A 12,663-nucleotide genomic window follows, 5' to 3' on the forward strand; every position below is an offset into this window, starting at 1 on the left:
CCGTCATGTCGAGTTTTCCGGTCACGGCGTCCGATCGGTCTGAGACGCCCCTGCGCCATGCCCTGAGCGGCCCGACCATGGGATCGCGCTGGACGGCGGTCGTTCACGCAGCCGCCGGCTTCGAGCCGGCCGGCCTGCAAGCAGCCCTGCAGGCCGCTGTCGATCGGGTCGACGGCCAGATGTCGAGTTGGAAGCCGGGCTCCGACCTGAACAGGCTCAATGCCGCGCCGGTCGGCCAATGGATCGACCTGCCGGCCGAGCTCGCCATCGTGCTCGACGCCGCCCTCGCCATCGGGGCGGCTTCGGGCGGCGCTTTCGACATCGGCGTCGGCGATCTCGTGACGGCCTGGGGTTTCGGTGCCGGCGCCGGTGCGCCCGATCCGGCCGCCGCGGCTGCGGTCGCGCGGCGGCGCAACTGCGCGGCGCCGCAGACCCTCGAGCTCGACCGCGTCAACCGGCGTGCCCGCAAGCACGTCGCGCTGCGCCTGGATCTCTCGGGCATCGCCAAGGGCTTCGGTGTCGACGAGCTCGGGCGCGTGATGGCGGCGGCCGGGCTCCGATCCTGGCTGGTCGGTATCGACGGCGAGATGCTCGCCCGCGGCACCAAGCCCGGCGGGCGGCCCTGGGCGATCGCCCACGAACGGCCGTGCGAGGGCCACCGCGCGATCGCCGGCATCCTCGAACTGGCCGACTGCGCGGTCGCCACCTCCGGCGACTACCGCCATGTCCGGGAGGTCGACGGGCGCCGGATCTCTCACACGATGGATCCGCGCCGCAATGCGCCGGCCGCGTCCGACCTGACCTCGGTCACCGTCCTTGCCGAGACCTGCATGGCGGCCGACGCCTGGGCGACCGCCGTCCTGGTCGCCGGTGCTGCGGCGGGACGCGAACTCGCCGACCGCAGGGGATTGCGGGTCCTGGCCTTGGATCGCGACGGCGAGATGGTTCTGTCCCCGCAGCGATGGTCGCGCCGGGATGCCGTCGGCGAGCATCCATGACGTGGGTGTCCGCCGCCGCTTCGCGCGGTCATGGCGTCGTCCCCGCGACCCTTCGACCGGCCGCCGGCATGGCGGCCGGTCCTCGGATCGGCGCCCGGCAGGTCCGCAGACGGCAGCCGGGACGCCGGCGATCATGTCCCCGGGCAACGTCAGGGCGTTGCAGAACCGTCATGAAATGTCGATAAGTCTCGACATATGGACCAAGAACGAACGATTCTCGCCCTGACGGCGCTTGCGCAGCCGACGCGGCTCGACACCTTCAGGATGCTGGTCGCCAGTGCGCCCGATCCCATCCCGGCCGGCGAACTCGCGCGCCGTCTGGCCGTGCCGCACAACACCATGTCGGCGCATCTGGCCGTGCTGGCGCGCGCCGGACTGATCTCGGCCGAACGCCAGAGCCGGTCGATCCTGTACCGGGCCGAGATCCCGCAGCTCCGCGCCGTCCTGGGCTTCCTGCTCGACGACTGCTGCGGCGGACACCCGGAGCTGTGCGGCCTGATGGCTACCACACCTTCCGCATGCTGCACGCCGGAGAGCGCCGATGGCTGATCGCCCCTACAATGTACTGTTCCTGTGCACCGGCAACACCGCCCGGTCGATCCTGGCGGAGGCGATCCTGCGCAAGGACGGCGCCGGCCGGTTCAACGCCTATTCGGCCGGCAGCCAGCCGAAGGGCACGGTCAACCCCTTCGCGCTCAAGGTCCTGAGAGCCTACGAGTATCCGACCGAGGGCTTCTCGTCGAAGGCCTGGGACATCTATGCCGTCCCAGGCGCTCCGGTCATGGACTTCGTCTTCACCGTCTGCGACAGCGCCGCCGGCGAGGCGTGTCCCGTCTGGCCGGGCCAGCCCTTCACGGCCCATTGGGGCATCGAGGACCCGGCTGCCGTCGAGGGCACCGACATCGAAAAAGAAAAGGCGTTCGTGCAGGCCTTTCGGTATCTGCGCAACCGGATTTCCGTGTTCGTGAACCTCCCCATGCGCAGCCTCGACTCCATGGCGATAACGCGCGAACTCGATGCGATCGGCCATCTCGACGGCGCATCGCGAAAGGCTGCCGATGTCGCGCTTTGAACGCTATCTGACCGTCTGGGTCGCCCTGTGCATCGTCGTCGGCATCGGGCTCGGCCACGCCCTGCCGGGTGTCTTTCAGGTCATCGGCGCAGCGGAGATCGCCAAGGTCAACCTGCCGGTCGCCGTCCTGATCTGGCTGATGATCGTGCCCATGCTGGTGAAGATCGACTTCGCCGCGCTCGGCGAGGTCGCCGCGCATTGGCGCGGCATCGGCGTGACGCTGTTCGTCAACTGGGCCGTCAAGCCCTTCTCGATGGCGCTGCTCGGCTGGCTCTTCATCGGCTGGCTGTTCCGGCCCTGGCTGCCGGCGGACCAGATCGAAGGCTACATCGCCGGACTGATCATCCTGGCCGCGGCGCCCTGCACCGCGATGGTCTTCGTCTGGTCGAACCTGACCCGGGGCGAGCCGCATTTCACGCTGAGCCAGGTGGCGCTCAACGACACCATCATGGTGGTCGCCTTCGCGCCGATCGTCGCCTTCCTGCTCGGGCTCTCGGCCATCACGGTGCCTTGGAACACGCTCGTCCTCTCGGTCGTGCTCTATATCGTGGTGCCGGTGATCGTCGCCCAAGTCGTCCGGCGGCGCCTGCTCGCCTCCGGCGGCGCGGCGGCGCTCGGCCGATTCCTGGGCGTGGTCCAGCCGCTGTCGCTGCTCTCGCTGCTCGCCACCCTGGTCCTCCTGTTCGGATTTCAGGGTGAGCAGATCATTGCGCAGCCGCTGGTCATCGCACTGCTGGCCGTGCCGATCCTGATCCAGGTCTACTTCAATGCGGGCCTCGCCTACCTGCTCAACCGGATCGCCGGCGAGCAGCATTGCGTCGCCGGCCCGTCGGCGCTGATCGGCGCCTCCAACTTCTTCGAACTGGCGGTGGCGGCCGCGATCGCGCTGTTCGGCTTCGAGTCCGGCGCGGCGCTTGCCACCGTGGTCGGCGTCCTGATCGAGGTGCCGGTCATGCTGTCGGTCGTGAAGATCGTCAATGCCAGCAAGGACTGGTACGAGGCCGCGCCGGCGGTCCGCCGCGCCGCCGCAGCGATCAAGGAGCCCCGTCATGGCTGAAGTCCGCGACGTCGTCATCCATCACAACCCGGATTGCGGGACATCGCGCAATGTCGTCGCCCTCGTCGAGGCGGCCGGCTATCGGCCGACGATCGTGGACTACCTCAGGACCGGCTGGACCGAGCCGCAGCTGCTCGGCCTCTTCGCCGCCGCCGGCCTGACCCCGCGCGCCGCCCTGCGCACGACCAAGTCGCCGGCCGCCGAACTCGGGCTGACGGACCCGTCGGTCGAGGATGCCGTGATCCTGGCCGCCATGCTCGAGCACCCCGTCCTGGTCAACCGTCCGATCGTCTGCACCGCAAGGGGTGTCCGGCTGTGCCGGCCGAGCGAGACGGTGCTCGATCTGCTCGACCGCCTCCCGCCCGGCCCCTTCGCCAAGGAGGACGGTTCGCTGCTGATCGATGCGACCGGGTGCCGGGTCGGCTGAGACCGCGTCGTCGACGGGATGGGGGACGGGCGAGCCGGCGCTCGATCCGAGCGCTCCCGCGTCCCGTCATGCGGGCGCGGCGAACCCGCGCGCGCCGATTCGAATGTCTTGCAGAAACCCGCACCGGATCCCGGATCTCATCCAGTTGTCGCCAGTTTGCTTCGAAACCGACCAGGCCGGTCTTGCTCCGGGAGAGCCCGGCGGTGCCGGATCGATTTGCTGCCCGGGAGGACAGCCTCGCGCACGGGCGGGTCGGCCCTGACCACATCGATCGACCCGGTCGGGCGTTCAGTTCGGCTTCGGCAGTCCGAGATGGCCGAGCAGTTCCTGGAACTGCGGTCCGCGCCGACCGATCAGGTCCTGATAGGCCTGCCGGTTGTGCTCGCCGAGGCCGGCGACCGCGGCGTTCGGATGGACGTTGCCGACGACGCGCAGGACCATGGTGGCGACGAGACTGCTGCTCTTGCCGAGGTCCAGATCGCGGCCGATCTGGGTCGCCACCGGTGCGAAGTCCCGCAGGGCGACGCCGTTCGACAGCCATTTCTGCGAGGCCGCGTTGCGAACGTCCTGATCGACCTTGGTCTTGCCCTGGATTTCCGCGGTCGTCTCCTTGAGAAAGCCGACGACCTGCTTGTCCATGTTGTCGACGAAGCCCTTGCCGCCGTCGACGCCGAGGCCGAAGGCCTTGTCGAGGAACTGCTCGGTCAGTCTCGTGATCGCCTGCATCTGCTCGGGCGTCGGCTTGACCGACGGCGGCACGCTTTCGGCGAGATCCACGTCGGCCTTGTTGTTCGGATCCGTCATGACGTCGGCGAAGCTCTGGCTGATCCGCTCCGTCGTCGCGGTGTTCAGGTTGCGCAGTACGGATGACGAGGCGGCACTTCCCAGACTGGTCCCGCGGAAGAACTGCTCGACATCCTTCAACTGCTTGTCGAGCTCGGACTGGAAGGCGTTGCGCGCGAGCGCCACGATGCCGTCATCCGACGTCGTCTTCTTTTCGACGCTGCGCAGGATCTTGGCCATGTCGCCGAGGTCGCCCGCATTCGGGACCTGCTCGTAGGTCGCGAAATGCCTGAGCAGGGTGTCGAGGTTGGCTTTCGCATCCTCCTTGGTCTTGCCGTGTTCGCTCTGGACCATCTCGCGGGTCAGACGGGATTCGAGCACCTGTTGCCAGGTGGTGTTGCCACCCTTCAGGTTGATCTCGCGGGCCTGATTGTGGGCGTCGGCGATCAGGTGCTCGGCCACCTTGTGGATGCCCTTGCCGCCGAAGATCTCGCCACCCTTCAGGAGCTTATGGGCCGGATCGATGACGTCGTGGGCGTTCCGCATGCCCGGGACCTTGTCGAGGTTCACGGTGGAGCGGTGCCAGCGATCGACCTTCGCCTGAATACGCTTCTCCGCCTGGTGTTCGACGCGGGCGGTGTGGGCCTCCTTGAGGTTCCGGATCAATCCCTTGAACTTCGCCTTGATGTCCGCGAACTTCGCCGCGATCGCGCCGGTGCCGCCGGCATTGCGCCGGGCATCGCCCTTCTTGACCGTGAACGAGCCGTTCTCGTCGCCGATCACGGCCTGGCGCTCGGTTCCCTGGTTCTGCTTCGTCGCGTTGATGCCGATGGTCGAGCTGCGATTGACATCGTTGGTGATGGCCATGGCGGATGCTCCCCAGGGTTCAGACGCGGATGGTGGTGAAGGATTCGCGGCCGATGGCCGGGTCGTCGGCCGGTTCGGGATCGAGCAGATCGTCGAGCTCGCCCGACGACCAGGCCGCGGCGCGCTGCACGAAATCGAGCATGCGCGCTTCGAGGCCGTTGCCGTCGAGGCTGTCGAGGTCGATGCGCTCGCACAGGACCAGCGCGCCATCGACCGGGTCGAGCGCCAGCCGGCCTGCGCCCGTGGCCTGGCCGAGATGATTGAGCGACAGAATGCGCGCGAGGCGGGCGGCGTCGCCGGCGCGGACCGGGTCGTCGATCGTGCAGGCGAGTTCGACCGCACGGTCCGCGACGCGGTGCACGGTCACTTCGATCGTGTCGCCGAACACGAGTTCGAATCGGCCGTCCGCATCGAAAGCGAGCGTGTCGAGCCCGATCCGGCCGCGCAGCTCATGAATGAATTCGTGCAGGTCCCGCATTCGATCCCCCTTCGTCGGCACGACGGCGCCGATGCGGCGAACGTAACGTCACCATCCGTGCCCGGTGTCGCGATCATGACAACGCAAGGAGAATCCCGCGCGGCGGAAGCGCTGGATTCGATGGCCTGACGGCAGCGCCGCCATATGCCGGTGCCGCTGCGCCGGACCGTCGGGTGGATCGGACACCCGACGGCCGCTCCGGGTGGGTCTGCGGCTCAGCCCGCGCCGAGGAACAGCCGGGCGGCGGTCTCGTCGGCGAGCAGGTCGGCGGCGGGGCCGGCGAGGGCGACCTTGCCGCCGTCGAGGATGGCGCCGCGATGCGAGATCGCCAGGGCCTGGCGGGCCCGCTGCTCGATCAGCAGCACGGCGATGCCGGTGCGGGCGAGCGTCGCGATCCGTTCGAAGCTCTCGGCGACGCGCGACGGCGCCAGCGCGGCGGTCGGTTCGTCGAGCACCATCACGCGCGGAGCGGTCATCAGGGCGCGGGCGAAGGCGAGCTGCTGCCGCTCGCCGCCCGACAGGCTCTGCGCCCGGAACCGGCGCCGCTCGGCCAGCGCCGGGAACATCGCGAGCAGGGCGCCGATGCGGCCGCGCCGGTCGGCGACGCCTTCGACGACGGCCAGGTTTTCCTCGATCGTCAGCGACGGGAAGACGTTGGCGACCTGCGGCACATAGCCGATCCCGGCGCGCGCCCGCTCTTCTGCGGGCAGCCCGACGATGTCGCGCCCATCGAGCCGGATCCGCCCGCCGACCCGCGGCAGCAGGCCGACCACGGCCTTGGCCAGGGTCGACTTGCCGGCGCCGTTGGTGCCGGCGACGGTCAGGATGCTGCCGGCCTCCAATGCGAGGTCGATGCCGTTCAGGATGTCGACCTCGCCATAGCCTCCGGTCACGGCCTCCAGACTGAGGATCATGCCGCCGCCCCTCCGAGATAGGCGTCGCGCACCGCCGGCTCGGCCAGCACGGCCGCCGGCGCGCCCGAGGCGATCAACCGGCCGCGATCCATCACATGCAGTGTCGAGACCAGCCGGGTCAGCGCCCGCAGATCGTGTTCGATGATCAGGAAGCCGACGCCGCGGTCGGCGAGGTCGCGGATGCGCGCCGAAAGCTCCTCGATCAAGACCGGATTGACGCCCGCGAAGGGTTCGTCGAGCAGGATCAGCCGCGCACCGGTCATCAAGGCCCGGCCCAGTTCGAGCAGCTTCTTCTGCCCGCCCGACAGCCGCCCGGCCGGCGTGGCGGCGACCGCATCCAGGCGCAGGAAGGCGAGCGTCTCGTCGGCGCGCGCGGCGATCGCGCGCTCTTCCGCCGCGATCGCGCCGGGTCGGAAGAAGACGGCGAGCAGTCCCTCGCCGGCCTGACCCGGAGCCGCCGCCATCAGGTTCTCCCGGACCGTCAGGTGGGTGAACTCGCGCGGCACCTGAAAGGTGCGCACCATGCCGGCCCGTGCGCGGCCGGTCGCCGCCACGGCCGTGAGGTCGCGCCCGTCGAAGGAGACCGTGCCGGAATCGGCGGCCAGGAACCCGGTTGCCAGCGAGAACAGGGTCGACTTGCCGGCCCCGTTGGGACCGATCACGCCGACCAGACCGTCGGACGGTACCGAGAGCGACACGTTGTCGACGACCCGCAGGCCGCCATACGCCTTGGTGAGGCCGGACAGGACCAGGGTCATCGGCGCGTGAAGTCTCCCATGAGGCCTTGCGGCCGATAGAGCGTGAACAGGATCAGCGCCAGGCCGACCACGCCGATCCGGACGCTGGCCATCTCCACCTCGGAGACGAAGGGCAGCAGATCGCGCAGAAAGCGCGAGCCTTCGAGGAACAGCATGAGCAGGCCGGAGCCGACCAGGGCGCCGGAGACCCGGCCGACCCCGCCCATCACGATCGCCATCCAGATCTGGAAGGTGACCAGCGGGACGAACTGCTCCGGCGCGATGAAGCCGATATAGTGCGCATAGACCGCGCCGGAGACCCCGGCCAGGGCGGCGCCCAGCATCAGCACCTGAATCTTGAACCGCGCCGGGTCCTTGCCGAGCGCCCGGACGGCTTCCTCGTTGTCGCGGATCGCCTCGATCATGCGCCCGAAGGGCGAGGCCACGATCCGCCGCATGGCCAGGATCGCGAGGCCGTTGAGGACCAGGAGCAGGGCGAGCACGGCCAGGGCCTGCGTCGTGCCGGAGAGATCGGCGAACAGGCGCGGAATGCCCGCGATGCCCTGCACGCCATTGGTCAGCCAGCGCTCCGAGGTCGCCACCAGCCGCACGACCTCGGAGAAGCCGAGCGAGACGATGGCGAAGTAATCGTCCCGCAGCCGCAGCGACACGAGGCCGAGCGGCCAGGCGGCGGCCACCGCCACCGCCGCCGCGATCGGGAAGGTCGCCGCCGCCGGCCAGCCGCGGGATGCGAGGATCGCGGCCGCATAGGCGCCGACGCAGAAGAACCCGACATGGCCGAAATTGATCAGTCCGGTCAGCCCGTATTGCAGATTGAGGCCAAGCGCCATCAGCACGTAGATGCCGGTGACGATCGCGATCGCGATCAGGTAGGCGTCCATCAGCGCACCCCCTCGATCCGGCCGAACAGCCCGCGCGGCCGGACCAGCAGCACCAGGAGCAGGACCGCGAAGGACAGGGCGATCTTGTAGGTGAAGCCGACCCAGGGCGTCGCGGTCTCCTGCGCGATGCCGAGCAGGACGCCGGCGACCACCGCCCCGACCGGATGGCCGATCCCGCCCAGGATCGCGGCCGCAAAGGCCGGCAGCAGCATGTCCCAGCCCATTTCCGGCGCCACCACGGTCTTGATCCCGAGCAGGCAGCCGGCCACCGCCGCCACGCCGCCGGCCAGCGCCCACAGCGCGATCATCACCCGCCGCGGGGCGATGCCGGACACCCGCGCCAGGTCCGGATCGTCGGCGACGGCCCGCATCTGCCGCCCGATGGGGGTCGCGTGCAGGATCAGGAACACGGCGGCCAGCGTCGCCAGGGCCGCGGCCGCGATTTCGAGGTCGGTCGGCTGGATGCGGATGCCCCAGACGCGCCACGGCCGCACCAACGGCAGTTGGAACACCTGCTGGCCGTGCCCGTAGACGAGCCCGAGTCCGGCGCGGATGACGAAGCCGACCCCGATCGATGCCAGGAGGGCGGCCACGGGAGACCGCCGCTCCAGCTTCCGGAACACCGTCGCATAGGCGATCACCCCGGCCGCCGCTCCGGCGAGAATTCCGATCGCCCCGCCGGCGATGAGCGACCCGGTCGCGGCCGTGCCGCCGAGCGTCGCATAGGCACCGAGCGTCATCGTGTCTCCGGTCGCCGCATTGGCGAAGCGCGCGATGCCGAACACCAGCGTCACCGCCAGCGCGGCGAGCCCGATCACGAGGCCGGACATCAGTCCGGCGATGGCAAGTTCGAGGAGATCGGTCATCAAGGGCTCGGGTTGAATTCGAATGGATGTCGACCGGGGCGGCGCGGCTTCGCGGCCGCTCCGCTCCGTCGGTCCGAGGCTTGGAGCCGGTCCCGGTCGGATCGAAACGATCCGACCGAAAAGGATCGGCTCAAGCCATTGAATCGGGTGCATTTCCTTATCGATCGGATGGTTCCATCCCATCGGGAGATGCTCTCGCCGGCCGGACCCCCGCGGTCCGTGGGCGGACGGCGGGGGCGCGGGCGCGATCCCGTCAGATCTTGGTGACGTAGCGCCGCTCGATCTTGCCCTTGGATATGACCGACACCCCGAAATCGGGCGTGACATCGCCGGCCGCGTCGAAGTCGAGGATCGACGAGGCGCCCTCGTAGTTGATCTTGCCGGCCTTCAGCGCCGCCTTGCCCTCGGCGAACGAGTAGACCTTGGTGCCGCCCGGATTGGCCACGTCGCGCATCTTGGCGTTGATCGCGGCGACATCGGCACCCGGCCCGGCCGCCTCCATGGCCAGGGCCAGCGTCACGACCATGTCCCAGGTCATGGCGCCATAGACGTTGCTCAATCCCGGCTGCCCGACCGCCTTGCGGTAGGCGGCATCGTACATCTGGAACGACGGCGCTTCCTCGTTGGAGATGGAATCGACCGAGAAGAGGCCCTCTGTCACGTCGGGCCCGAGCGCCTTGACCAGATCCGGGTTCGCGGCCCAGCCGGGAATGATCCAGCGGGTCGCATCGCCGGTCTGGAACCATTCGCGCAGGATGATGGTCGTATCGGCGAGATAGGAGCCGGTGACGATCACGTCCGGCTTGGCGGCCAGCACCTTCTGCAGCTCGGCCCGGTAGCTCGGCTGGTTCGGCTCGTAGACCACCGCTTCCAGCACCTTGCCGCCCTTGGCCTCCCAGGCCTTCCGGAAGCCCTCGGTGTTGCCGATGCCCGACGCATTGTTGAATGCCATGGTGGCCGGCCGCTTGAAGCCCTCCTTCTGGGCGATCTCCGCGAAAGCGCGGCCGAAGCGGTCGTTGGTCGCCTGGAAGCGGTAGCCGAGCCCCTTGGCATTGGACGGTGCAACCGAAAGCGCCGGCGCGCCGGAGGTGTGCATCAGGATCGCGCCGGCATCGTTGGTGAGCGGGATCACGGCCAGCGACACGCCCGAGGCCCAGGTCCCGAGGATCGCCTGCACCTTGTTGATCTCGATCAGCTTCTTCGCCGCCAGGACGGCCGCCTGGGGGTTGGTCTGGGTATCCTCGGCGAACACCTCGAACATGCGCCCGCCGGCGCCGCCGGCGGCGTTCACCATCTCGGCCGCGGCCAGGATCATCTTCTGCATTCCGGTCCCGTAGGGAGAGCCCGATCCGGTGACCGGATTGAGCGCACCGATCCGGAAGGTGCCGGCGCCCTGCGCGAAGGCGGACCGCCCGAGCAGCGGCAGTGCGAGGGTCCCGGCGAGGCCGGCGAGGGTCTGGCGGCGATCGATCGACATGGACGTTGCCTTTCGGAGTGCGGGGTTGGGGACTGCGATTGCGAAATCAGTCGAGACGGCCTCGCTTGACGAAGGCGCCGCCCTTCATGATGACCGGCATGTGCCGGCCTTGCCCGGTCAGCAGCGTGAGATCGCGCAGGGGATCGCCGTCGACGACGATGAGGTCGGCGAAGGCCCCGGGCGCGATCGTTCCGATCCGTCCTTCCAGGCGCAGGAGCTTCGCGGCGACATGGGTCGCCGTGGCGATCACCTCATGGGCCGGCAGGACCCGGCCGCGGATGACGAATTCCTCGGACTGGTGCTTGTGCAGGTCGCCGAGCAGGTCGGACCCATACGCCATGGGCAGGCCGGCCTCGCGCATGATCGCCAGCGATTCCATGCCCTTGAGCCGGACGCTGTCGATCTTGGCGACCGAGTCCGCCGGAAAGCCGGCCTTCGCGCCCTCGCTCGCCAGCTTGTCGTAGGTGACCAGCGTCGGCACGGCGACCGCACCGGCCGCCGCGGCCATGCGCGCGGTCTCCGGCCGGATCAGATTGCAGTGCTCGAGCGAATGGACGCCGCACTCGACCGCTCGGCGGATCGCCGCATCCGTATAGAGATGGGCCGACACGTAGCTGCCGACATTCTCCGCTTCCTCGACCGCCGCGACGATCTCGTCGCGCGCGAAGCCGAGGAAATGGATCGGATCGGTCGGCGAGGCGACGCCGCCATTGGCCATGATCTTGATGAAGTCGGCCCCGGCCTTGATCTCCTCGCGCGCCGCCCGGCGCACCTCGTCGACGCCGTCGCACAGCCGGCCGAGTGCGCCGAGCCGGAAGCCGGTCGACGCCGCCGGCCGGTCGTCGAAACGGCCGCGGAAGTCGCAGTGACCGCCGGTCTGGCTCAGGGCCTTGCCGGAGATGACCAGGCGCGGCGCCGGGAAATGCCCCTCCTCGGTGGCGAGCCGGAGCCCGTGGTCGCAGCCGCCGACGTCGCGGACGGTGGTGAAGCCGCGCAGCAGCATGGCGCGCATGATGGTGGCCGCGCGGGCGGTCACGAGGCTGTCCGGCAGTGCGGCGTTGCGGCCGAGATCCGCGGTGCCGGCGATCACGTGGACATGGGCGTCGATCAGCCCGGGCATCAGCGTGCGGCCGCCGAGGTCGACGACGCGCGCCTTGCCGGCACCGAGATTGCGGCCGACCGCGCGGATCGTGTCGTCCTCGACCAGGACGTCGACCGGACCGGGGCGTTCCGCCGACGTGCCGTCGACGATGCGGGCATTCTGGAAGAGGGTCGTGGACACGGAACGAACTCCGGTTTCAGGCGGCCGCGCGTGCGGCGAAGCGGGCTGGGAGATTGGCGAGAGGTGGGACCCGGGCAGGCCGGGGGAACGAAACGGCCGGATCCGCGGCGTCGCGGGGCCCGGTCGAAAGGCGGTCGATCGCGCGGGCCGCTCTCATCCGGGCGCCCTCCCGCCCTCCGCGCCGCGACCGGACGCGACCGGGAACAGGGGGCGCAGCTGCGTCTTCCAGAAATCGAGCAGCCCCGTGTAGTAGAGCGGATCGTCGCGAATGACCGTCTGGGCGATCATGCCGCGGACCAGGCACATGGACGCGTTCATCGCCGTGCGCGTCCGATCCGGGTCGACGCCGCTGCGCGCGGCAAGCGCCGTCCAGACCGCGTCGAGCCCGGCATGGAAGGCCCGCACCACGGGGATCAGGCGGGCCTTGAAGTCCGCGTTGTGGCGGGCTTCCGGCAGGAACTCCATGGTGACGTAGAACAGCCGGTCGGACATCATCCGCCAGATGTAGTCGACGATCTCGTCGCTCGATCCGCCGCGGTCGGCGAAGTCCTCGGCGAAGCGGTGCAGATCGTCGGTCACCCGCCGCAGCATGTCGGCGACCGATTCCGTGATGATCTCCTCCCGGCTGGCGAAATGGTGCGTCAGCGCGCCGCGCGAGACGCCGGCCTGCCGGGCGATCTCGACCGTCGACATGCGCCAGAAGCCGCGGTCGTGCAGGAGGTCGATCGTCGCGGCCTTCAGCCGCGCCGAGGTCTCCGCCGTCCGGTCCTTCTGCCTGCGCCGCTCGCGCGCCATGCCGTCCG

14 protein-coding genes are annotated in these 12,663 nt (G+C 69.5%); 5 read left to right on the plus strand and 9 right to left on the minus strand.

Going from position 1 to position 12,663, the window contains the following annotated elements; all coding sequences use genetic code 11:
• Positions 1-5 precede the first annotated feature (5 nt).
• The 5 genes from ABB55_RS15015 (at position 6) to arsC (ending at position 3,554) form a co-directional block, all read left to right on the plus strand.
• Entirely contained in the window at positions 6-998 is a 993-nt protein-coding gene (locus ABB55_RS15015) for an FAD:protein FMN transferase (RefSeq protein WP_054359530.1), read from the plus strand.
• Positions 999-1,193: 195 nt separating this feature from the next.
• On the plus strand, positions 1,194-1,547 hold the full coding sequence (locus ABB55_RS15020; RefSeq protein ID WP_054359531.1) for an ArsR/SmtB family transcription factor: 354 nt from the start codon (positions 1,194-1,196) through the stop codon (positions 1,545-1,547).
• The gene (locus ABB55_RS15025) at positions 1,540-2,070 is read left to right on the plus strand and encodes an arsenate reductase ArsC (protein ID WP_054359532.1); all 531 of its coding nucleotides are present in this window, start codon (positions 1,540-1,542) and stop codon (positions 2,068-2,070) included. The genes ABB55_RS15020 and ABB55_RS15025 overlap by 8 nt, the downstream gene beginning before the upstream one ends.
• Positions 2,057-3,127, plus strand: a complete 1,071-nt coding sequence (gene arsB, locus ABB55_RS15030; protein ID WP_054359533.1) for an ACR3 family arsenite efflux transporter — start codon at positions 2,057-2,059, stop codon at positions 3,125-3,127. The genes ABB55_RS15025 and arsB overlap by 14 nt, the downstream gene beginning before the upstream one ends.
• The gene (arsC, locus tag ABB55_RS15035; protein WP_054359534.1) at positions 3,120-3,554 is read left to right on the plus strand and encodes an arsenate reductase (glutaredoxin); all 435 of its coding nucleotides are present in this window, start codon (positions 3,120-3,122) and stop codon (positions 3,552-3,554) included. Before arsB ends, arsC begins: the two co-directional genes overlap by 8 nt.
• Before the next feature lie 288 nt (positions 3,555-3,842).
• On the opposite strand, the gene ABB55_RS15040 is transcribed toward arsC, so the two are convergent.
• The 9 genes from ABB55_RS15040 to ABB55_RS15080 form a co-directional block, all read right to left on the minus strand.
• On the minus strand, positions 3,843-5,204 hold the full coding sequence (locus ABB55_RS15040; RefSeq protein ID WP_054359535.1) for a hypothetical protein: 1,362 nt from the start codon (positions 5,202-5,204) through the stop codon (positions 3,843-3,845).
• A 19-nt stretch (positions 5,205-5,223) separates the two neighbouring features.
• Positions 5,224-5,682, minus strand: coding sequence for a type III secretion system chaperone (locus ABB55_RS15045; protein ID WP_054359536.1), 459 nt, complete (start codon positions 5,680-5,682; stop codon positions 5,224-5,226).
• Positions 5,683-5,897: 215 nt separating this feature from the next.
• Positions 5,898-6,596 carry an ABC transporter ATP-binding protein gene (locus ABB55_RS15050; RefSeq protein WP_054359537.1) on the minus strand — a complete coding sequence of 233 codons (699 nt, stop codon included), beginning with the start codon at positions 6,594-6,596 and terminating at the stop codon, positions 5,898-5,900.
• The gene (locus tag ABB55_RS15055) at positions 6,593-7,354 is read right to left on the minus strand and encodes an ABC transporter ATP-binding protein (protein ID WP_054359538.1); all 762 of its coding nucleotides are present in this window, start codon (positions 7,352-7,354) and stop codon (positions 6,593-6,595) included. The genes ABB55_RS15050 and ABB55_RS15055 overlap by 4 nt, the downstream gene beginning before the upstream one ends.
• A complete protein-coding gene (locus ABB55_RS15060) occupies positions 7,351-8,235 on the minus strand; it encodes a branched-chain amino acid ABC transporter permease (protein WP_054359539.1) in 885 nt (294 codons plus the stop codon). The genes ABB55_RS15055 and ABB55_RS15060 overlap by 4 nt, the downstream gene beginning before the upstream one ends.
• The gene (locus ABB55_RS15065; RefSeq protein ID WP_054359540.1) at positions 8,235-9,101 is read right to left on the minus strand and encodes a branched-chain amino acid ABC transporter permease; all 867 of its coding nucleotides are present in this window, start codon (positions 9,099-9,101) and stop codon (positions 8,235-8,237) included. Before ABB55_RS15065 ends, ABB55_RS15060 begins: the two co-directional genes overlap by 1 nt.
• 253 nt (positions 9,102-9,354) lie before the next feature.
• Complete coding sequence (locus ABB55_RS15070) at positions 9,355-10,578, minus strand: ABC transporter substrate-binding protein (protein ID WP_054359541.1); 1,224 nt, start codon at positions 10,576-10,578, stop codon at positions 9,355-9,357.
• Between the two features lie 46 nt (positions 10,579-10,624).
• The gene (locus tag ABB55_RS15075) at positions 10,625-11,860 is read right to left on the minus strand and encodes a metal-dependent hydrolase family protein (protein ID WP_054359542.1); all 1,236 of its coding nucleotides are present in this window, start codon (positions 11,858-11,860) and stop codon (positions 10,625-10,627) included.
• Positions 11,861-12,013: 153 nt separating this feature from the next.
• The gene (locus ABB55_RS15080; RefSeq protein ID WP_054359543.1) at positions 12,014-12,655 is read right to left on the minus strand and encodes a TetR/AcrR family transcriptional regulator; all 642 of its coding nucleotides are present in this window, start codon (positions 12,653-12,655) and stop codon (positions 12,014-12,016) included.
• Between the last annotated feature and the right edge of the window lie 8 nt (positions 12,656-12,663).

The sequence above is a fragment of the Prosthecodimorpha hirschii genome (genome assembly GCF_001305515.1).
Classification (GTDB): Bacteria; Pseudomonadota; Alphaproteobacteria; order Rhizobiales; family Ancalomicrobiaceae; genus Prosthecodimorpha; species Prosthecodimorpha hirschii.

Excerpts from the sequence above, each read along its gene's own strand:
- ABB55_RS15015 (WP_054359530.1), top strand. The coding sequence starts at position 6 with ATGTCGAGTTTTCCGGTCACGGCGTCCGATCGGTCTGAGACGCCCCTG.
- ABB55_RS15020 (WP_054359531.1), top strand. The coding sequence starts at position 1,194 with ATGGACCAAGAACGAACGATTCTCGCCCTGACGGCGCTTGCGCAGCCG.
- ABB55_RS15025 (WP_054359532.1), top strand. The coding sequence starts at position 1,540 with ATGGCTGATCGCCCCTACAATGTACTGTTCCTGTGCACCGGCAACACC.
- arsB (WP_054359533.1), top strand. The coding sequence starts at position 2,057 with ATGTCGCGCTTTGAACGCTATCTGACCGTCTGGGTCGCCCTGTGCATC.
- arsC (WP_054359534.1), top strand. The coding sequence starts at position 3,120 with ATGGCTGAAGTCCGCGACGTCGTCATCCATCACAACCCGGATTGCGGG.
- ABB55_RS15040 (WP_054359535.1), bottom strand. The coding sequence starts at position 5,204 with ATGGCCATCACCAACGATGTCAATCGCAGCTCGACCATCGGCATCAAC.
- ABB55_RS15045 (WP_054359536.1), bottom strand. The coding sequence starts at position 5,682 with ATGCGGGACCTGCACGAATTCATTCATGAGCTGCGCGGCCGGATCGGG.
- ABB55_RS15050 (WP_054359537.1), bottom strand. The coding sequence starts at position 6,596 with ATGATCCTCAGTCTGGAGGCCGTGACCGGAGGCTATGGCGAGGTCGAC.
- ABB55_RS15055 (WP_054359538.1), bottom strand. The coding sequence starts at position 7,354 with ATGACCCTGGTCCTGTCCGGCCTCACCAAGGCGTATGGCGGCCTGCGG.
- ABB55_RS15060 (WP_054359539.1), bottom strand. The coding sequence starts at position 8,235 with ATGGACGCCTACCTGATCGCGATCGCGATCGTCACCGGCATCTACGTG.
- ABB55_RS15065 (WP_054359540.1), bottom strand. The coding sequence starts at position 9,101 with ATGACCGATCTCCTCGAACTTGCCATCGCCGGACTGATGTCCGGCCTC.
- ABB55_RS15070 (WP_054359541.1), bottom strand. The coding sequence starts at position 10,578 with ATGTCGATCGATCGCCGCCAGACCCTCGCCGGCCTCGCCGGGACCCTC.
- ABB55_RS15080 (WP_054359543.1), bottom strand. The coding sequence starts at position 12,655 with ATGGCGCGCGAGCGGCGCAGGCAGAAGGACCGGACGGCGGAGACCTCG.